At 65.1% G+C, this 19626-nt stretch carries 20 protein-coding genes; 17 read left to right on the top strand and 3 right to left on the bottom strand.

What is annotated here, in order from left to right:
- Positions 1 to 16: 16 nt before the first annotated feature.
- From AC1ZV1_RS00485 to AC1ZV1_RS00405, 17 genes are all read left to right on the top strand, one after another.
- The gene (locus AC1ZV1_RS00485) at positions 17 to 781 is read left to right on the top strand and encodes an SURF1 family protein (RefSeq protein ID WP_484295053.1); all 765 of its coding nucleotides are present in this window, start codon (positions 17 to 19) and stop codon (positions 779 to 781) included.
- Positions 759 to 1322: a hypothetical protein gene (locus AC1ZV1_RS00480; protein WP_484295052.1), complete on the top strand. Its 564-nt coding sequence runs from the start codon at positions 759 to 761 to the stop codon at positions 1320 to 1322. Before AC1ZV1_RS00485 ends, AC1ZV1_RS00480 begins: the two co-directional genes overlap by 23 nt.
- 46 nt (positions 1323 to 1368) lie before the next feature.
- Positions 1369 to 2442: a COX15/CtaA family protein gene (locus AC1ZV1_RS00475; protein ID WP_484295051.1), complete on the top strand. Its 1074-nt coding sequence runs from the start codon at positions 1369 to 1371 to the stop codon at positions 2440 to 2442.
- 83 nt (positions 2443 to 2525) lie between these two features.
- On the top strand, positions 2526 to 3428 hold the full coding sequence (gene cyoE, locus AC1ZV1_RS00470; RefSeq protein ID WP_484295050.1) for a heme o synthase: 903 nt from the start codon (positions 2526 to 2528) through the stop codon (positions 3426 to 3428).
- Between the two features lie 155 nt (positions 3429 to 3583).
- On the top strand, positions 3584 to 4219 hold the full coding sequence (locus tag AC1ZV1_RS00465) for an SCO family protein (RefSeq protein ID WP_484295049.1): 636 nt from the start codon (positions 3584 to 3586) through the stop codon (positions 4217 to 4219).
- A 625-nt stretch (positions 4220 to 4844) separates the two neighbouring features.
- Positions 4845 to 5963 (top strand): Re/Si-specific NAD(P)(+) transhydrogenase subunit alpha, encoded by a 1119-nt coding sequence (locus tag AC1ZV1_RS00460; protein ID WP_259758384.1) that lies wholly within the window; start codon positions 4845 to 4847, stop codon positions 5961 to 5963.
- Positions 5964 to 6033: 70 nt separating this feature from the next.
- Positions 6034 to 6348 carry an NAD(P) transhydrogenase subunit alpha part 2 gene (locus AC1ZV1_RS00455; RefSeq protein ID WP_015474896.1) on the top strand — a complete coding sequence of 105 codons (315 nt, stop codon included), beginning with the start codon at positions 6034 to 6036 and terminating at the stop codon, positions 6346 to 6348.
- A 1-nt stretch (position 6349) separates the two neighbouring features.
- Positions 6350 to 7786, top strand: coding sequence for an NAD(P)(+) transhydrogenase (Re/Si-specific) subunit beta (locus AC1ZV1_RS00450; protein ID WP_081518899.1), 1437 nt, complete (start codon positions 6350 to 6352; stop codon positions 7784 to 7786).
- 184 nt (positions 7787 to 7970) lie between these two features.
- Positions 7971 to 9707, top strand: a complete 1737-nt coding sequence (locus AC1ZV1_RS00445; RefSeq protein WP_484295048.1) for a hypothetical protein — start codon at positions 7971 to 7973, stop codon at positions 9705 to 9707.
- A gap of 79 nt (positions 9708 to 9786) precedes the next feature.
- Entirely contained in the window at positions 9787 to 11514 is a 1728-nt protein-coding gene (locus AC1ZV1_RS00440; protein WP_484295047.1) for a hypothetical protein, read from the top strand.
- Between the two features lie 185 nt (positions 11515 to 11699).
- Positions 11700 to 13196: a succinyl-CoA:acetate CoA-transferase ScpC gene (gene scpC, locus AC1ZV1_RS00435; RefSeq protein ID WP_484295046.1), complete on the top strand. Its 1497-nt coding sequence runs from the start codon at positions 11700 to 11702 to the stop codon at positions 13194 to 13196.
- A 358-nt stretch (positions 13197 to 13554) separates the two neighbouring features.
- Positions 13555 to 13761 (top strand): DUF1127 domain-containing protein, encoded by a 207-nt coding sequence (locus tag AC1ZV1_RS00430; protein ID WP_015474893.1) that lies wholly within the window; start codon positions 13555 to 13557, stop codon positions 13759 to 13761.
- 280 nt (positions 13762 to 14041) lie between these two features.
- The gene (locus tag AC1ZV1_RS00425) at positions 14042 to 14239 is read left to right on the top strand and encodes a DUF1127 domain-containing protein (RefSeq protein WP_484295045.1); all 198 of its coding nucleotides are present in this window, start codon (positions 14042 to 14044) and stop codon (positions 14237 to 14239) included.
- Between the two features lie 92 nt (positions 14240 to 14331).
- Entirely contained in the window at positions 14332 to 14652 is a 321-nt protein-coding gene (locus AC1ZV1_RS00420) for a DUF2388 domain-containing protein (protein WP_484295044.1), read from the top strand.
- A gap of 111 nt (positions 14653 to 14763) precedes the next feature.
- Positions 14764 to 15057 (top strand): DUF2388 domain-containing protein, encoded by a 294-nt coding sequence (locus tag AC1ZV1_RS00415; RefSeq protein ID WP_484295043.1) that lies wholly within the window; start codon positions 14764 to 14766, stop codon positions 15055 to 15057.
- Between the two features lie 38 nt (positions 15058 to 15095).
- Complete coding sequence (locus AC1ZV1_RS00410) at positions 15096 to 15431, top strand: DUF2388 domain-containing protein (RefSeq protein ID WP_484295042.1); 336 nt, start codon at positions 15096 to 15098, stop codon at positions 15429 to 15431.
- Entirely contained in the window at positions 15428 to 17386 is a 1959-nt protein-coding gene (locus tag AC1ZV1_RS00405) for a DUF7844 domain-containing protein (protein WP_484295041.1), read from the top strand. The genes AC1ZV1_RS00410 and AC1ZV1_RS00405 overlap by 4 nt, the downstream gene beginning before the upstream one ends.
- 107 nt (positions 17387 to 17493) lie before the next feature.
- Here the strand turns inward: AC1ZV1_RS00405 and AC1ZV1_RS00400 are convergent, their stop codons facing one another.
- The 3 genes from AC1ZV1_RS00400 to AC1ZV1_RS00390 are packed head-to-tail and all read right to left on the bottom strand — an operon-like array spanning position 17494 to position 19553.
- A complete protein-coding gene (locus AC1ZV1_RS00400; protein ID WP_484295040.1) occupies positions 17494 to 17895 on the bottom strand; it encodes a GFA family protein in 402 nt (133 codons plus the stop codon).
- A 15-nt stretch (positions 17896 to 17910) separates the two neighbouring features.
- Positions 17911 to 18633 (bottom strand): phytanoyl-CoA dioxygenase family protein, encoded by a 723-nt coding sequence (locus tag AC1ZV1_RS00395; RefSeq protein ID WP_484295039.1) that lies wholly within the window; start codon positions 18631 to 18633, stop codon positions 17911 to 17913.
- Complete coding sequence (locus AC1ZV1_RS00390) at positions 18630 to 19553, bottom strand: LysR family transcriptional regulator (protein ID WP_484295038.1); 924 nt, start codon at positions 19551 to 19553, stop codon at positions 18630 to 18632. Before AC1ZV1_RS00390 ends, AC1ZV1_RS00395 begins: the two co-directional genes overlap by 4 nt.
- Positions 19554 to 19626: the final 73 nt, after the last annotated feature.

Here is a 19626-nt window from a genome sequence, read left to right as displayed (position 1 = left end):
GGTTGAGGGGGATGACTTGCAGTATAGCCAGCATGCTTCCGAGCACCGCGCGGCCCGCGCCACGCGTGCCTTCCGGCCCGGCATCGCACCGACCCTGGTGGTCCTCGCGCTGCTGCCGGTTTTGATCGGCCTGGGCTTCTGGCAACTCTCCCGCGCCGCCGAAAAACGCACCCTGCTCGCTGCCGCCGAAGTCCAGCGCCAGCAGGACCCGATCAGCATCGCCGAGCTCGAACGCCAGCCGCCACGCAGCTATGTTCGCGTGCGCCTGCAAGGCCAGCTCGACGCCGAGCACACTGCCCTGCTCGACAACCGCACCCGCAACGGCCAGGCCGGTGTCGAGGTACTGCAGCCCTTCTTCGACCGCGTCGGCCATCAGTGGCTGCTGGTCAATCGCGGCTGGGTGCCCTGGCCCGACCGCCGCGTGCCGCCAAAGATCGATACGCCCAGCCACGACCTGCTGCTGGACGCCTGGTCCTACGTCCCTCCAGCCGCCGGCCCGAGCGCTCCGCTCGCCGGCTGGCCGCGCCTGATCACCCAGGTGGACGCGCCGTTCCTGTGGGACCAGCTCGGCCGCGAAGGCAGCCCGCTGGAGATTCGCCTGGAGCCGGGAGACGCCGCCTTCGATACCGACTGGCCGATCGTCGCCATGCCACCGGAGCGCCACGTCGGCTACGCCGTGCAGTGGTTCGCCCTGGCCATCGCGCTGTCCGGCCTTTACCTCTACCTCGGCATCCGTCGCGCACGGGAGACCCTAGACCATGACCGCCATGACTCTGCCTGACGCCCCCAACCGCCGCCGCGGACGCGTTCAACTGCTGCTCATCCTCGGCATGGTGCTGGGGCCGATGCTGCTCGCCACCGCCATGTACAAGCTGCAGTTCTGGGTGCCGGAGGGGCGCAGCTACCACGGCGACCTGATCGCCACCGGGCAGACCCCGGCCGATCTCGGTGTGCAGGACGACAAGGCCAGCGACCAGTGGCAACTGCTGGTCACCGCCCCGGAAACCTGCACCAGCGACTGCCAGCAACTGGTCTACCTGGCGCGCCAGATCAACATCGGCCTGGGCCGCGAGGCCAGCCGCGCCGAGCACGTGCTCGCCTTCGCCAAGCCGCTGCCGGCCGAGTTCACCGGCCTGCTCGAGAAGGACTACCCGCGCCTGCAGCGCCTGGGCCTGACGCCCAACCAGCACACTGGCGCCCAGCCGCAACTGTGGATCGTCGACCCCCACGGCAACCTGGTGCTGCGCTACGACGCCAAGGCCAACGGCAAGTCGATCCTCAAGGACCTGCAGCTGCTGCTGAAGCTGTCGAACATCGGTTGACGCGTTTCTCGCCAGCCCACGACAACAACAAGATCGGGAGCGACGCATGATCCAGGCAAGACGCAAACCCGCCTTCTACCTTGCCGTGCTGGCCACGGCGCTGGCCTTCGTGGTCATCCTGCTGGGCGCTTACACCCGCCTGACCCACGCCGGCCTCGGCTGCCCGGACTGGCCCGGTTGCTACGGCTTCGTCCATGTGCCCCTGAACGAAGCGCAGCTGGCTCACGCCGAGATGCACTTCCCCGACTCGCCGGTGGAGGCGCAGAAGGGCTGGAACGAGATGATCCACCGCTACTTCGCCGGCAGCCTCGGCCTGCTGATCCTCGGGCTCGCGGTGCACGCCCTGGTGCGTCGCGGCCGCGACGGCCAGCCGATGCGCCTGCCGCTGGTGCTGCTCGCGGTGGTGATCGCCCAGGCAGCGTTCGGCATGTGGACGGTCACCCTCAAGCTCTGGCCGCAGGTGGTCACTGCACACCTGCTGGGCGGCTTCACCACGCTGTCGCTGCTGTTCCTGCTCAGCCTGCGCCTCTCCGGCGCCTTCGCCCCGCTGCAACTGCCGTCGAAGCTGCGCGCACTGGCGGCCCTGGCCCTGCTGATGGTGATCGGGCAGATCGCACTCGGTGGCTGGGTCAGCAGCAACTACGCGGCGGTGGCCTGCATCGACCTGCCGATGTGCCACGGCGAGTGGTGGCCGAACATGGACTTCGCCAACGGCTTCCACCTCACCCAGCACATCGGCCCGAACTACCTGGGCGGCCAGCTCGACAGCGACGCCCGCACGGCCATCCACATGACCCACCGCATGGGCGCACTGTGCGTGACCGCCGTGATCCTGCTGCTGGCCTGGAACCTCCAGCGCCACGGCCTGATCGGCATCACCGCGCTGATGCTGCTGGGGCTGTCCTTCCAGATCGGCCTGGGCATCAGCAACGTGCTGCTGCACCTGCCGCTGCCGGTGGCAGTGGCGCACAACGGCGGCGGTGCGTTCCTGCTGCTGATGCTGGTACTGGTGAACTACCGGGTGCGCGCGCCCGCGGCGAAACGCGTCGAGCTGCCCGCCGGCAGCCCGACCGTCCTGGACGCCCTGGAGCGGCCGGTGGCCTATCCCTCGCAAGGATGACATTGAACGGTTGAGCACGACGGCCGGCGCCGCGGCGCACCGGTCCCCATCCAAGCAGTCAGCACGAAGACGGAGAAATGCCCATGGCCAGCGTCATCAGCACTTCCAGCCAAGCCAGCTGGCGCGACCTGCTCGAACTGACCAAACCCAAGGTGGTCCTGCTGATGCTGATCACCTCGTTGATCGGCATGCTGCTCGCCACCAAGGCCGGCGTTGCCTGGCAGGTGCTGGTGTTCGGCAACCTCGGCATCGGCCTGTGTGCCGGTGGCGCGGCGGCAGTGAACCACGTGGTCGACCGCCGCATCGACTCGATCATGGCGCGCACCCACAAGCGCCCACTGGCCGAGGGGCGCGTCTCGCCACCCATCGCGCTGGGCTTCGCCATGCTGCTGTCGGTGGCCGGAATGGCCGTGCTGCTGGTGTTCACCAATGAGCTGACGGCCTGGCTGACGCTGGCCTCGCTGCTGGGTTACGCGGCGCTCTACACCGGCTTCCTCAAGCGCGCCACGCCGCAGAACATCGTTATCGGCGGCCTCGCTGGCGCCGCACCACCGCTGCTGGGCTGGGTCGCGGTGACCGGGCAGATCTCCGCCGAACCGCTGCTGCTGGTGCTGATCATCTTCGCCTGGACCCCGCCGCATTTCTGGGCGCTGTGCCTGCATCGCAAGGACGAGTACGCCAAGGCCGATATCCCGATGCTGCCGGTGACCCACGGCGAGCACTACACCAAGCTGCACATCCTGCTCTACACCCTGGTGCTGTTCGCCGTGACGCTGATGCCCTTCGCCATCCACATGGCCGGGCTGGTCTACCTGTTCGCCGCGCTGGCCCTGGGCGCGCGCTTCCTCGACTGGGCCTGGGCGCTCTACTGCGGCAGCCGACCCCATGCGGCGATCAAGACCTTCAAGTACTCTATCGCCTACCTGTTCCTGCTGTTCATCGCGCTGCTGGTGGACCACTACCTGCCGCTGCACCTGAACTACTGAGGGTTCGCGAGCAAGCTCGCTCCTGCAGTTGCGCCCAACGGCGGTGCGCTTTTCGTAGGAGCGAGCCTGCTCGCGAACATCGCCGCCGCGCTGTCAGATACGGGCACGGTAGGAACAGCAGCCCAAGCCCAGACGTCCCGACCCACGAGAACCCCATGTCCCGAGTCAACAAGACCGTCTTCATCCTCGTCGCCATCGTCGCCCTGATCCTCGGCCTCACCGTCCAGAAGGTGCTCAACCAGCGCCACCAGCTCGACCCGACCGTGCTGCTCGACGCCGGCATCGTGATCCTGCCGCAGACCCGCAGCGTTCCTGACCTCGCCTTCACCGACCAGGACGGCCAGCCGTTCCAGACCGCCAGCCTGAAGGGCAAGTGGTCGCTGCTGTTCTTCGGCTACACCTTCTGCCCGGACGTCTGCCCCACCACCCTGGCGCAACTGCGCGAGCTGCAGACCAAGCTGCCGCCGGACGTGGCGAAGAACCTGCAGGTGGTGTTCGTCAGTGTCGACCCGCACCGCGATACCGCGCCGCGCATCAAGGAATACCTCGGCTTCTTCAACGCCGGCTTCAAGGGCATCACCGGCTCGGAAGAGAGCGTGCAGAAACTGGCCAACGCCATGAGCATCCCCTACATCCCGGCGGATACCAGCAAGCCCAACTACACCGTCGACCACAGCGGCAACCTGGTCATCATCGGCCCGGACAACACCCAGCACGGCTTCATCCGCGCCCCGCTGCACAACGACAAGCTGGTCGCCCAGTTGCCCAACGTGATCAGCGCCGGCAACTGATCCCCGCGACACCGTGTCTCACCCCCAGCGGCCACCCGATAACGGTGGCCGTTGTTTTTTCTGCGTCACTCACGCCTTCCCCGGACAAATCCAACCTTTCTGCTAAACCACTTCTCAGGGCTCTGGCGCGTTGCAACATGCGGCCTTGAAGCTTTCTGACAATTTTCCTGACCCCGTAGTCAATGTAAAAAATCTGCTACAGAAAGTCAGATATCAGGAATGACTCATACTCCATATTAGAAACATTAATTAACACCTATGCCTGAGCCTGTTGCAGGATTACCGGGCCTTTCGGTGGGCATGGGGAGCCTCTGATGGGGGGTCATTCACGGCGAGGATGACATTTCCGTCCGGTCACAATAGGCAATTAGGCTAAACGCCAGGGCCCACGCGGCCTCGGTGGCGACCGGAAAACTACGGGTCCAAACGTGACTTGTAGTTATCGCTCAGTACCACTCCAGAACTTCTTGATGCCCTCCAGGTTCGATTGCACAATGCCGCGGCCACCGGGTCACAGCCCGGTCACACAAGCTCCTAAAATAAAAAACAGACCGTTGCCAGTTCAAAACCCGGGTCGCCAACGTAGTAGCCCGGACAATCCCAGGATCACGCAGGAGATTTGCAAGTGCAGATCGGTGTACCCCTCGAGACCCAAGCCGGTGAGACGCGGGTCGCAGCAACGCCGGAGACGGTCAAGAAACTGATCGGGCAAGGCCACCAGGTCGTCATCCAGAGCGGAGCGGGCGTCAGCGCCAGCCAGCCGGACGCCGCTTATGAGGCCGTTGGCGCCAGGATCGGCACTGCCGCCGATGCGTTCGGCGCAGAGCTCGTGCTAAAGGTTGTCGCGCCCAGCGAAAGCGAGCTGGCGCAGATGAAGCCGGGTACCGTGCTGATCGGCATGCTCAATCCGTTCAACAACGAGAACATCGCCCGCATGGCCGAACGCGGCGTCACCGCCTTCGCCCTCGAGGCCGCGCCGCGTACTTCCCGCGCGCAGAGCCTGGACGTGCTCTCCTCCCAGGCCAACATCGCCGGCTACAAGGCCGTGATGCTCGCTGCCAATCACTACCCGCGCTTCATGCCCATGCTGATGACCGCCGCCGGCACCGTTAAGGCCGCCCGCGTGCTGATCCTCGGCGCCGGCGTCGCCGGCCTGCAGGCCATCGCTACAGCCAAGCGCCTGGGTGCGGTGATCGAGGCGTCGGACGTACGTCCGGCGGTGAAGGAGCAGATCGAGTCGCTGGGCGCCAAGTTCGTCGACGTGCCCTACGAGACCGACGAAGAGCGCGAGTGCGCCGAAGGCGTTGGCGGTTACGCTCGTCCGATGCCGGCCTCGTGGATGGAGCGCCAGGCCAAGGCCGTGCACGAGCGCGCCAAGCAGTCGGACATCGTCATCACCACCGCGCTGATTCCGGGCCGCAAGGCGCCGACGCTCCTTCATGAGGCCACAGTGGCCGAAATGAAGCCGGGCTCGGTGGTCATCGACCTCGCGGCATCGCAAGGCGGCAACTGCCCGCTCACCGAGGCCGATCAGGTCGTGGTCAAGCATGGCGTGACCATCGTCGGCCTGAGCAACCTGGCCGCGCTGGTACCGGCGGACGCCTCCGCGCTCTACGCACGCAACCTGCTCGACTTCCTCAAGCTCACCCTGACCGCCGAAGGCTTCACGGTGAACCTGGAAGACGACATCGTCGCCGCGTGCCTGATGTGCCGTGACGGCCAGATCGTGCGCAAGAACGGCTAACGAGCAATCGCCCTTCTTATATAAGAACGCGCCGGACCCCGCGTCCGGCCCTGAAGACCGGTGAGAAACTATGGAAGACATGCTGATCTCCCACGGCATCTACAACCTGATCATCTTCGTGCTGGCGATCTACGTCGGCTACCACGTGGTCTGGAACGTCACCCCTGCCCTGCACACCCCGCTGATGGCCGTGACCAACGCCATCTCGGCCATCGTGATCGTCGGCGCCATGCTGGCCGCCGCCCTGACCGTCACCCCGCTGGGAAAGGCCATGGGCACCCTGGCCGTGGCCCTGGCTGCAGTGAACGTGTTCGGTGGCTTCCTGGTCACCCGCCGCATGCTGGAAATGTTCAAGAAGAAAGCGCCGAAGGCGGAGAAGCACTGACATGAGCATGAACCTCGTCACCCTCCTCTACCTCATCGCCTCGGTCTGCTTCATCCAGGCCCTCAAAGGCCTGTCGCACCCGACAACGTCGCGCCGCGGCAACCTGTTCGGCATGATCGGCATGGCCATCGCCGCGCTGACCACCGTCGCTCTGGTGTTCAAGATCAGCAGCGAGATCGCCACCACCGGCATCGTCTACGTGATCATCGGCCTGCTGGTCGGCGGCACCGCCGGTTCGATCATGGCCAAGCGCGTCGAAATGACCAAGATGCCGGAACTGGTCGCCTTCATGCACAGCATGATCGGCCTGGCTGCCGTGTTCATCGCCATCGCCGCCGTGGTCGAGCCGCAGTCGCTGGGCATCGTGCAGAACCTGGGCGATACCATTCCGACCGGTAACCGCCTGGAGCTGTTCCTTGGTGCGGCCATCGGTGCCATCACCTTCTCCGGTTCGGTAATCGCCTTCGGCAAGCTCTCGGGCAAGTACAAGTTCCGCCTGTTCCAGGGCGCACCGGTACAGTTCACCGGTCAGCACATGCTCAACCTGGTGCTGGGCCTGACCACCCTGGGCCTGGGCCTGCTGTTCATGTTCACCGGCAACCTGACCGCCTTCGTCGTGATGCTGGCCCTGGCCTTCATCCTCGGCGTGCTGATCATCATCCCGATCGGTGGCGCGGACATGCCGGTAGTCGTGTCCATGCTGAACTCCTATTCCGGCTGGGCCGCGGCAGGTATCGGCTTCTCGCTGAACAACTCGATGCTGATCATCGCCGGTTCCCTGGTGGGCTCCTCGGGCGCGATCCTCTCCTACATCATGTGCAAGGCGATGAACCGCTCGTTCTTCAACGTCATCCTCGGTGGCTTCGGCGCCGAAGCGGACGCTGGCGGCCCGGCTGGCGCCAAGGAAGCCCGCCCGGTGAAATCCGGCTCGGCCGACGACGCCTCGTTCCTGCTGACCAACGCCGACAGCGTGATCATCGTTCCCGGCTACGGCCTGGCGGTGGCCCGTGCCCAGCACGCGCTGATGGAACTGGCGGAGAAGCTGACCCATCGCGGCGTCAACGTGAAGTTCGCCATCCACCCGGTTGCCGGCCGTATGCCGGGCCACATGAACGTCCTGCTGGCCGAGGCCGAAGTGCCTTACGAGCAGGTGTTCGAGATGGAGGACATCAACTCCGAGTTCGGCCAGACCGACGTGGTGCTGGTACTGGGCGCCAACGACGTGGTCAACCCGGCCGCGAAGAACGACCCGAAGTCGCCGATCGCCGGCATGCCGATCCTCGAGGCCTACAAGGCCAAGACCGTGATAGTCAACAAGCGCTCGATGGCCAGCGGCTACGCCGGCCTGGACAACGAACTGTTCTACCTGGACAAGACCATGATGGTCTTCGGCGACGCCAAGAAAGTCATCGAAGACATGGTCAAGGCCGTCGAATAACGTCGATCCTCGCCCTACAAGACACCGGCCTCGCGCCGGTGTCCTTGTTTTTGCCTCCGTGATGGCCTGATGGACCGCAACATGGTTAGATAACGCCGCCAGCGCCTCCGGGGGGAGGCGCCAGACACGCTGTGCCGTCATGGCGCACGCGTCGACCTACAACAAGAAAGCCAAAGAAGTCACGATGACCACTACCAGCCCTTCGCCGCACCAGAATCTTCCGGGCAACGTCCTCTTCCTGTTCGCCGTCCTGGCCTACATGACCTTCTACGCCCTGGGCTGCTTCTTCATCGAAGAAGATAGTTACATCTACTTCCGGGTCGCCGAGAACATTGCCCACGGTTTCGGCTACGTCTTCAACATCGATGACATTCCGATCGAATCCGGTAGCGGCCCCCTCTGGCAGTACCTGCTCGCGCTGGGGGTGTGGCTGGGATGCAATGTGGTGGTGCTGGCCAAGGCAATGGGCCTGATGTTCGGGCTGGGCACACTATTCGTGAGCTATCGCGTCGCCCGACAACTGTCTACGCCGGTGACGGCGGGCTGCCTGGCCATCGCGCTGGCAGCCAGCGTTCCCTTCATCTGGTGGACCGGCAGCGGCCTGGAGGTTTCGCTCTACACACTGCTGCTGGTCAGTTGCGTGGCATTCGCCTGCGCGCCCCAGCCACGCGCGGACGGCTGGCTCAGCGCACTGGCATTCGCCCTGCTCCTTTTCGCCCGGCCGGAAGCCTTCATCAGCGTTGGCGTGTTCGTCCTGTACTTCCTGCTGAGCGGCCGTCGCGCGCTCGCCGCTCGCACCATGGCGCTGTGCACCCTGACCTACGGCGGGTACCTCTTCTTCCGCTACTTCTATTTCGATGAGGTCCAGATCAGCGCCTTCTACGCGAAGATCTCGGTCGACGGCGTGGCCTGGGACTATCTCTGGTCGGTACTGAAACAGTATCGCCTGACCTACTTGCTGGCGCTGGCGCTGCCCGCCGCTCTGATCTGGCGCCGCAACGTCGCCAATGGCCCCTTCCTGCTGCTGTTGTTGCTCAGTTGCGGTGGGCTCTATTTCGCCGCAGCCAACTATGACTTCAAGATTTATCACCGTTTCTTCGCCCACTGTCTGCCCCTGCTGCTTCTGCTGGTCTCAGCCGCAGTGGGACGACTGCTGTCGTCCGTTCCAGCCGCACTCAAGCCGGTCGTCGTGGGCTACGTCGCCGCCGCCTGCCTCGCCGTGGCGTGGATGCCGCGAGTGCCGGGCCTCTTCGAGTTCACACGCAACCCGTTCTACGACGTCCTGGAGCTGCTGCATGAGCAACCGACGGCCGCACTCACCGCGCTGGGCTCGAAGATCGTCACCCCTCACACACGCAGCGCCGTCGATGACAGGCTGCAAGCTCGCGTGCCGTATGTGATCAATGCCAATTACCAGGCCCTGGTAGGCCAGTTCCTCCACGACAACTATCCACAGGGGCTGACCATCGGCTATGACCAGATGGGACAGACCCCCTACTTCGCCGGTTCGCAGCAGCATTTCGTCGACTTCCTCGGCTTGACGACGCGCCCGATCTCGCTCTACTACTTCAACCAGAACGCCCAGGACAGCGCGAGCAAGTCCCTCTACAAGAAAGTGTTCGATCCGCTGATCCAAAGCCGGCGCGCAGAAGATCGCGATATCGACCGGCAGGGCGCGCTCGGGTCGGTGGAACAATCCGACCCGGACATCATCATCATCCACACCCTGGTCGCCAGCTCCGACAAGACACTCACGCACCATGTGCGCGACAGCGAATGGTTCAAGCAGCGCTATGTGCTGCGCTACAACCTCGCGACCTGGCTGCTGGTCTATGAGCGCAAGGACCTGGTGTTCCCGCTCAAGGCCACGCACCTTCCGGAAAGCCTCCAGTTCCGGCAAATGCCGCCAGACAACGGCTAAGCCCGCAATCTCTTCCCACACCTGCCGCACCCGAGTCGCGGCGGGAACACCGATCATCCCGATGACACGGATGTCCGTCATGCCCGTCACACCATCGTCCACCGGAGAAGCCACTCTAGGCCGCGCATTGGTCGCGCTGGCTCTACTTCTCTACTGCGTCCTCACGGCGCTCGCCTACTTCTTCATCGAAGAAGACAGCTACATCTACTTCCGAGCGGCCGAGAACATCGCCCACGGTTTCGGCTACGTCTTCAACATCGGCGACGCCCCCGTGGAGTCGGGAAGCGGGCCGCTCTGGCAGTACCTGCTCGCCCTGGGCGTCTACCTCGGCGCCGCACCGATCCCATTGATCAAACTGCTGGGCCTGTCGTGCGGCCTGGGCACCGTGTACCTGGTCTATCTGGCGGGCAGAAACCTCGCTAGCCCCGCCTGGGGCGCCGCTGCTGCAATAATGATTGCCGGCAGCACGCCCTTCGTCTGGTGGGCCAATAGTGGGCTGGAACTGGCCGCCTATACCCTGCTGCTGTCCGGCTGCCTACTCATCTGCTCGCGCCCGGGAGTGAAAGGGGCATGGCAGGCAGCGCCCTTCGTCCTGCTGCTGTTCGTGCGCCCCGAGGCATTCCTGTTCGTGCCTGTCTTCCTGCTGTTCTTCGCCTTTAACGGCCAACGGGGCTTCGCCCTGCGCATCCTCGTTTGGTGCGCCCTGGGTTACGGCAGTTACCTGGTGTTCCGACTCGTCTACTTCCACGAAGTGCAGGTCAGCGCGTTCTACTCCAAGATCACAGCCGAGGGCGCCAGTTGGTCCTACATCTGGTTCGTCCTGGAGGAGCTCCGGATTCTCTATCCGCTCGCCCTGGCGATTCCGGCGTTTCTGCTGCTCAAGCGAATGAGCCAGCCGGCAAACTTCATGCTGCTGGTGGCACTGTCCCTGATGGGAGTCTTCTTCGCTGGCTCGAACTTCGACTTCAAGCCCTACTTCCGTTTCTATGCCTTGGCCCTGCCGCAGTTTTACCTGCTGTTCGCCTGCGCCGGCCATGCGCTCAGCCAGCTGACCTGGCGCCCCGGCCGAGCCATGGTGGCCGCCTACGCGTGCTGTGCAGTGGTCGCGGTCATCTGGATACCGCGCATGGAGCTGTTTGCCGGACGCAGCCCGAACGCACTGCTGCTGATGGGTCGCTTGATCGCAGATGACCCCGCACGCGCGCTGGCCTCCTACCGCGACAAGTTGCGTAATCCGCAGAGCCAGGTACCGCTCGATGGCCTGCTGGCGGAACGCTCGCCCTTGCTTGCAGCGCAGAGCCTGGATCAGAACTACCAGGCAGCCATCGGCCACTTCCTGCGGGAAAACTATCCACAGGGCCTGCGCATCGCCTACGACCAGATGGGCCAGACCGCCTTCCTGGCCGGCAAGCAGCAACACTTCGTCGACCTGCTCGGTCTCGCATCCCCACCCGTATCGCTGTACTACTTCAACCTCAACGCCGCCAACAGCCACGCGAAACAGCTCTACAAGCGCGTCGTCGACCCACTGATCCGACTGAACTCGGACAGCAATCGCGACATCAGCCTGGAAGAGGCCCTGCAGTATGTCTATGACCAGACCCCGGACGTGGTTCTGATCCATGGATTCGTCACGCGCAATCCGCTGACGCTCACCTATCACCTCTCGCAGAGCCAGTGGCTGCGTGACAACTACATTCCGCGCTACCAGTTGGCGCACTGGGTGACAGTCTATGAGCGCAAGGATCTGGTGTTCCCGCTCAAGGCCAGCAGCTTCCCGCCCGCCCTGGACTTCCGGGCGCTCTAGGTCACCGTTGATCGGACTTCAACCTTGCGCGCGCAGTCCATTGCCTTCCAGCAATGGACGCGTCCATGGACTTTGGTAGTAAGAAGGCGACCGGCCGGGCGATTTTTCGACCTTGGTATAAGAGCCAAAAATCGCCGAGTCCCTAGACTGGCGGCCTCGCACTTCCTACTGCCCGAGGTTTTCCCATGTTCCGTGATCGCGTGCGTATGTCCTCCCTGCTGGACAAGGTGATGACTGCCGACCAGGCCGCGGCCCTTATCAAGGACGGCATGACCGTCGGCATGAGCGGTTTCACCCGCGCCGGCGAAGCCAAAGCCGTACCCAAGGCCCTCGCCGAGCGCGCCAAGCAGGAGCCGCTGCGCATCAGCCTGATGACCGGCGCCAGCCTGGGCAACGACCTCGACAAACAGCTCACCGAAGCCGGTGTGCTGGCCCGCCGCATGCCGTTCCAGGTCGACAGCACCCTGCGCAAGGCGATCAACGCCGGCGAGGTGATGTTCATCGATCAGCACCTCTCCGAGACCGTCGAGCAACTGCGCAACCACCAGCTCAAGCTGCCGGACATCGCCGTCATCGAAGCTGTCGCCATCACCGAGGAAGGCCACATCGTGCCGACCACCTCGGTGGGCAACTCCGCCAGCTTCGCGATCTTCGCCAAGCAGGTGATCGTCGAGATCAACGTCGCGCACAACACCAACCTGGAAGGCCTGCACGACATCTACATCCCCACCTACCGTCCGACCCGCACGCCGATCCCGCTGACCAAGGTCGACGACCGTATCGGCAGCACTGCCATCCCGATCCCCGCGGACAAGATCGTCGCCATCGTCGTCAACGACCAGGCGGACTCCCCGTCCACCGTACTGCCGCCGGACGACGAGACCCAGGGCATCGCCAACCACCTGATCGACTTCTTCAAGCGTGAAGTGGACGCCGGCCGCATGAGCAACAGCCTCGGCCCGCTGCAGGCCGGTATCGGCAGTATCGCCAACGCGGTAATGTGCGGCCTGATCGAGTCGCCCTTCGAGAACCTGACCATGTACTCCGAAGTACTGCAGGACTCGACCTTCGACCTGATCGACGCCGGCAAGCTGCGCTTCGCCTCAGGCAGCTCCATCACCCTGTCGACCCGTCGCAACGCCGACGTGTTCGGCAACCTGGAGCGCTACAAGGACAAGCTGGTGCTGCGCCCGCAGGAGATCTCCAACCACCCTGAAGTGGTCCGTCGCCTGGGCATCATCGGCATCAACACCGCGCTGGAATTCGACATCTACGGCAACGTGAACTCCACCCACGTGGGCGGCACCAAGATGATGAACGGCATCGGCGGTTCGGGCGACTTCGCCCGCAACGCGCACCTGGCCATCTTCGTGACCAAGTCCATTGCCAAGGGCGGCAACATCTCCAGCGTGGTGCCGATGGTCAGCCACGTCGACCACACCGAGCACGACGTCGACATCCTCGTCACCGAAGTCGGCCTGGCCGACCTGCGTGGCCTGGCGCCGCGCGAGCGCGCCCGTGTGATCATCGACAACTGTGTGCACCCGTCCTACCGCGACGCCCTGAACAGTTACTTTGATGCCGCCTGCGAGCGCGGCGGCCATACCCCGCACATCCTGCGCGAGGCCCTGGAATGGCACATCAATCTGGAAGAACGCGGCCACATGCTGGCGGCGAGCTGATTCCAGACGCTCTGCGGGTCATTCAGCAATGAATGGCCCGCAAGGGTTTACAGCCGGAAAAAAACCACGTAAAAACATTCCTGAACAGATTTTTATCCCGCTCCAACTGTTCAGCTTCCCTCGCCGCCCCCCCTGGCTGGCACCCTCGAAAAACCTCAGACGCCCAACCATTGCGCACCAGAATGGAGCGCAACGGTACAGTTCGCCCCGAAAAAGACCATTACAGTTCAAAATTACAATCGGCTGACCAGTCGCAATACCGTGCAACTGTACCTGTCATCCCTGACTAAAAAGTCAGATCATATGCTCAATCCATTCAGCAACTGACTACTCGCCACAAGCGAGAAGGATGACCACCATGGAACGTACCCTCGGTTCCGCAGCTCTGAGCACCACCCGCAGCACCTCCAGCGCCCATCGTGGCCTCGTCGGCACCGTTCGCCTGTGGCAGCGCCGCATGGAAAGCCGCCGTCAGCTGGCCCGCCTGGACTCCCGCCTGCTGGCCGACGCCGGCATCAGCGAAGCCCAGCGTTACGCCGAACTGAACAAGCCGTTCTGGCGTTGATTCAACAGTACAACTGAGCCAAACTCTCCAGGCTCTCTGTAACTGTACTGGTAGTTCGCCTGAGGCCGCTCGACTGGAGCGGCCCGTGGCAGGCTCGAAGCCCGCTTTTCTGCACCACGTCCCTTCACACCCGACAGAACAGCCAGCTGCAGCCGCGGCGGTACAGTTCTGAATTTCGCCTCGCTGTACCCCCGCAATAACGATTCGCTGCCTCTGATGCGTTTTCTCGACTGATGCGAGCCTGTATCGACCTTCCACCACGGTCACGAGGAAGCCCGCCATGGAACGCGCACTGCCATCCGATCTGCCCACGCCTCGCCCTGCCCTGCTGCGCCGCCTGACTGCCATGCTCGGCGAGTGGCTGCGCAACGCCCGCACCCGCCGCCAGCTCGCAGAGCTGACCAGCCTGCAACTGGCGGACCTGGGCATCAGCCCCAGCGAGCGTGTGAGAGAAATCTCGAAACCATTCTGGCGCTGAGCGCTGGTGACGTCGGTCAGTCTTGGCTAGTCTGAGCACAGTTAGAGTGGCCGCCCCGGCCACCTGTGTTTGGTCTTATCCGGAGCCACTCCATGAAGAACAGCCTTCGCCTGATCGCCGCCGCTGCCCTGATCGGCTGCGCCACTGGCGCCTTTGCCACCAGCTTCGTCTACACCACCGACCTGTCGGTGCGCGCTACCGGCGCCACGTCCGATGGCACCTCGGACCTCAGCAACTCCTTCAAGGATGACAAGATCGTCCTCGAAGCCCGTGACGACGCCGCCACCTTCGTCGCCAGCCACGGCCAGATTCGCGGCGCGCACCTGGAAGCGGCCCTCGCCCACATTCGCAGCAAGCTGCCGACCCTGGCCGCCAACGATCAGCAGCTGGCCCAGGCCATCCTGACCATCTGATCCACCGCTAGACCCCTGCCGCGCCGGGCGTTCCGCCCGGCGCTCTGCGCTGGCTCTCCCACGCGCATTCCGTTAGCCTTGGCGGCCGTGCTTTCTCGATCGTCCAAGCCCATGCGTACCCTGCTGTTCCTGCTCCCGCTACTGACCTGCTCCCTGCCTGCCCAGGCGTTCGATCAGACGACTCAGTTCCCGGTGGGAACCAGCTACATCACCAGCCAGGTCACCAGCGCGCCGTTTGACAACAAGCTGCTGCGCGGTGCCCGTGATGACGCGGCCCAGTTCGTTGCCACGGATGGCGCTGTCAGAGGCGTGCGCCTGGAAGCGGCGCTGCACTGGCTGCGGCAGAAATACCCGGCGCTGGCAGCGAACGATCGGGAACTGGCCGAAGCAATTCTTGCCAAATAACGTAGTGAGCAGCTCCCGCTGCCCTTTCGGAGACATCCATGCGCCTCAGCTCGCTTTCCAAGAGCCCCCTGATCCTCGGCCTGCTGCTCGCCGCCTGTGCGTCCACCGCCCAGGCCCACTCGGTGGTCCGTGTGTTCAACATCACCACCAACGCCTTCGCCCGCAGCATCGACTTCACCTCGGACACCACCACCTCCGTGCGTGACATGAAGATCGTCCGCGAAGCCCGCGACGACGCCGCCAGCTACGTCGGCAGCGACGGCGCGATCCGTGGCGCCCAGCTGGAAGCCGCGTTCACGGTGCTGCGCGAGCAGGTACCGCAGGCGCGTGACGCCTCCGACCAGGACCTGGCTGAAGCCATCCTCGCTCTGTGAAACTCCGGGCTGGCCGCTGGCTGGCGGCCCTGGCGCTGATCGTCGCCGCCAGCAGCCATGCCGCGCTTCGCCTCGAGCTGGATACCGACGGCCTGAACGCAGCCCAGCGCCAGGCCAGCCAGCAACTGCTGGACGAAGCCCTGCACACCCTGCCGGGCAATGTCGTCCAGCGTCTGGACCGCCGCGTCGACGTGCAATGGCGCGACGACCTGCCCAGCAATGGGATGGGCCGCACCCTGCGCCCCGGCGCCATCGCCCTGAACACCCGTTATCTCGGCCCGCTCACCGACGGCAGCGCCGCTACCGAGCAGACCGGTCGCACCCACGGCACCCTGCGCCGCGAGCTGCTGGCCACCCTGCTCCATGAGCTGACCCACCTCTATGACCGCGCGCGCCTCTGGGAGCCCGACGAAGCCCGGGTGATACGCCGCTGCACGATGCGCGACAAGAGCCTCGGGCGCGTCGGCGCGCCGGACGAATGCCGTGGCCAGACCGGCCGCCGCTTCACCCTCTCGGACGATCCACGCCTGCTCGACCTGGCCGGCTGGCCGCAGTACGCCGGCAAGCATGGCGAGCGCGAGCAGCACAACCGCTTCCTGCTGCGCAGCCCGGACCGCTACGAGCTGACCAACCCGCGCGAGTACGTCGCGGTGAACATGGAGTACTTCCTCCTCGACCGCAGCTTCGCCTGCCGCCGCCCCGCGCTGTACCGCTACTACGCGGCGCGCTTCGGCGAGCGTCCGCATGACGCATGCTCGACGCAGTACGCCTACCTCAATGCCGGGCGTGACTTCGGCCGCCAGCCGCTGGGCTATCTCGATCCGGAACGGGTCTACGAGGTCGATTACCTGATCGCCGAGGCGAACAACGAGATCGCCAGCCGCTGGGGACACACCATGCTGCGCCTGGTGGTCTGCGCGCCAGGGCGCCCGCGCGGCCCGGCCTGTCGCCTGGACCTGGACCAGCACCTGGTGCTGTCCTACCGCGCCTTCGTCGGCGACCTCCAGCTCTCCAGCTGGGATGGCCTGACCGGTGCCTACCCGTCGCGCCTGTTCGTGTTGCCGCTGTCCCAGGTGATCGAGGAGTACACCAAGGTCGAGCTCCGAAGCCTGGCCTCGATACCGCTCAAACTCAGCCGCGACGAAGTCGCCAGCCTGGTGGAGCGTTCGGCGCAGAGCCACTGGAGCTACGATGGCAACTACTACTTCCTGTCCAACAACTGTGCGGTGGAGACACTCAAGCTGCTGCGCAGCGGTATCCAGCGCCAGAGCCTGCAGACCATGGACAGCATCACGCCCTACGGCGTACTCGGCCTGCTGGAGAACAAGGGCATCGCCGACGCCAGTGTGCTGGACGACCCCAAGGAAGCGCTGCGCCTGGGGTATCGCTTCGACTCCTTCCGCGACCGCTACCAGGCGATGTTCGACGTGCTGAAACAGCGTATGCACGTGCCGCAGGACAAGGTGGAAGACTGGCTCGCCCTGCCCGCCGTCGAGCGCCGTCCCTGGTTCGACAAGGCCGACCTGCGCTCCAGCGCCGCCCTGCTGCTGCTTGAGCAAGCCTCGCTGCGCCGCCAGCTGCTGCTGGCGCAGGACGAGCTCAAGCGCCTGTACCTGAGCAACCCGGACGCCATGCAGAGCAAGCCCGACCTCGCAGCAGCCGGCAAGACGCTGCAGCAGATCCTCGACGACAGCGGCTTCCTCAGTCGCCCCGCCGAGCTTCTGGATGGCGGTTACGGACTACCCCAGGCGTCGGAAACCGCGACCCTGGAGAAACAGACCCAGCAGCGCCAGCAACGCCTGCGCCAGCTCAGCGACAACCTCGATCGCGAAGTGCGTGCCCTGCTGACCCCGGAGCGCCGCGACGAGCTGACCGCGCTGGAAGCCAACACCAAGCAGATCGGCGCACACCTGCGCGAGCTGCACAAGGCGGCGGGCGGACTGGAGCTGCCCTGACAGCCACCGGATAGCCCGTTCTCAAACGAGCTCGCTCCTACAGGAGCGCTAAGGTGCCGCCCTTCGCAGGAGCGATCTGGTGCGCAACCAAGGAGCGACAGCGGGCGCTAGAGCCTCTCCTCCCACTCCTCTTCCAGCTGCTCGTCCAGGTGGATCCAGGGCAGCCGGCTCTTCACCCAGATATGCCGGTCCGGCACTACGGTCGCCACCTCGTCCAGCGTCGCCGTGGTGAGGTCCAGCGTCTCCGGCGCCTGGTCGGTGAACAGCGCCAGCTGCGCACCGCAGTGGCTGCAGAAGTAGCGGACGCAGGACGCCGACGAGCGATACTCGGCCGGCGTGCCGAGGGTCCAGCGGAAGCTGTCCAGGGGCACGGTGGCCCAGGTGGTGACGATGCCGCCGGTGGTGCGCCGGCAGATCGAGCAATGGCAATGGGCGACGTCGGTCAGTGCGGCATCGCACTCATAGCGCAGCTGGCCACAATGGCAGCCGCCGGCATGTACAGCCTTCATCAGTGCACCTCTCATTCAGTCGTACTCGGCCTCGTCGTGATCGCCCAGCAGGCGGCGCTGGCGCGACGTGCAGGCGGCGAGCACCTCGGGGTTGAAGGTCCAGTCCAGGTAGGGCGAGAACTTCTGCGCGACCATCCGGCGCCCATAGTGCACCTGCAGCAGGTAACGCGTGCGCTCGCTCAGGTTGCGGCTGCCGGCGTGCCACAGGTCGCTGCGAAACAGCAGGCAATCGCCCGCGTTGCACAGCACGGGCTCGGCAACCCTGCCCGAGCATTCGCGCTCGTCCGGCGCCGGTGCGCGGCCCGCACGGTGGCTGCCGGGTACCACCCAGGTCGGGCACAGTTCCTCATTGATGTCATCGAGATAGACCTGCGCGGTGCAGATGAACATCGGCAGTTCGAGGCCCGCTCCCGGCAACGCGACCGGCAGGTAATCCTGGTGCATCTCGGCGCCGATGAAGCCGGGATGGCAGCGCCAGGCCGTCTGGCCGATCACGTGGCAGTCCGTGCCCAGAGCGGCTTCCGCCAGCTCGATCAATCCCGGCGGATCGAGATAGGGCAACCAGCGCGGGGAACGGTTGAACACGCACTTGTAGTGATCCACCAGTCCTTCGTAGTCCCAGTGGAGCGGCCGCAGCTCGTCGATCAGCGAGCGCACGTCGGCAACCTGCTCGGCATCCAGCAGCCCGCGCAACAGGACGAAGCCGTCCTCGCGCAGCACCTTGAGGTCATCGATCACGCCGGCTCTCCGCTGCCCAGCGAGGCCTGGGCACGCGCCAGGGCATCGAAGAAGGCGCCGAGCACCTCGCCTGGTTCGGCACCCTGGCGGGTCACGCAATGGAACTCCGAGATGTAGGCCAACTGCGCCGGGCGAATCGCCCGCAGGCGATCCTCGGCGACCCACTCCGCGGCGTAGTGGGTGGGCAGGTAGCCGATGAACGTCCCGCTGAACACCAGGTTGGCGATCGCCTCCATGGTGTAGGCATTGGTGGCGCGACTGAAGATCAGCCCGTGGGGCCGCCGGCTCTCGGTCATGTAGCCGCGCCCGACGTACTCGGCGGCGCAGATCTGCTCCAGCGACGGCTCGTCCGCCACTCGCGCGAAGAACGGGTGCCCCGGGGCGCAGTAGAGGTTCTGCTCCTCGCGGAACAGCAACTGGTAGCGCAAGCCCGACAGGCGATGGTGGAAGGCGCCGATGGCCAACTGCAGGCGCTCCTCCAGCACGGCGTTCTCCAGCTCGTCCGGACGCTGCGTGTGCAGGTTCAGGCGCACCCGCGGGTTGCCTTCGCGGAACAGCCGGATCGCCAGCGGCAGCGGCCAGCACTGCTGGCCGAGCACGCCATCGACGCAGCCCAGGTGCAGCACCTCGCGGTCGCGGCCACCCAGGCCCGTCACCTGTTCGCGGAAGCGTTCGATGTCGACGAACAACCCGAGCGCCGCCTCGTACAGCTGCTGTCCTTCCTCGGTGAGCTGGAAGCCGCTGCTGCCGCGGCGGCACAGCGAATAGCCCAGGCGCAGTTCGAGGTCGCGCACCAGCACGCTCAGCCGAGACAGGCTGGTGTTCAGGCGCACCTGGGCGGCAGTGAAGCCGCCTGCCTCGACGATGGTGCAGAAGGTGCGCAGCAGGCGCAGGTCGATATCGGAAAGATTGCCCAGCATGGGAGTTCTCGTGGCGGCGGGCGCAGGCCTTTCGTTATAGCGCCGAGCGCGCCGCCCCGTGAACCCCCACGGC

Source organism: Pseudomonas sp. BB438, from assembly GCF_057180225.1.
Note: the sequence above shows the minus strand (reverse complement) of the source record. Positions and strands in the feature narration are given on the sequence as shown.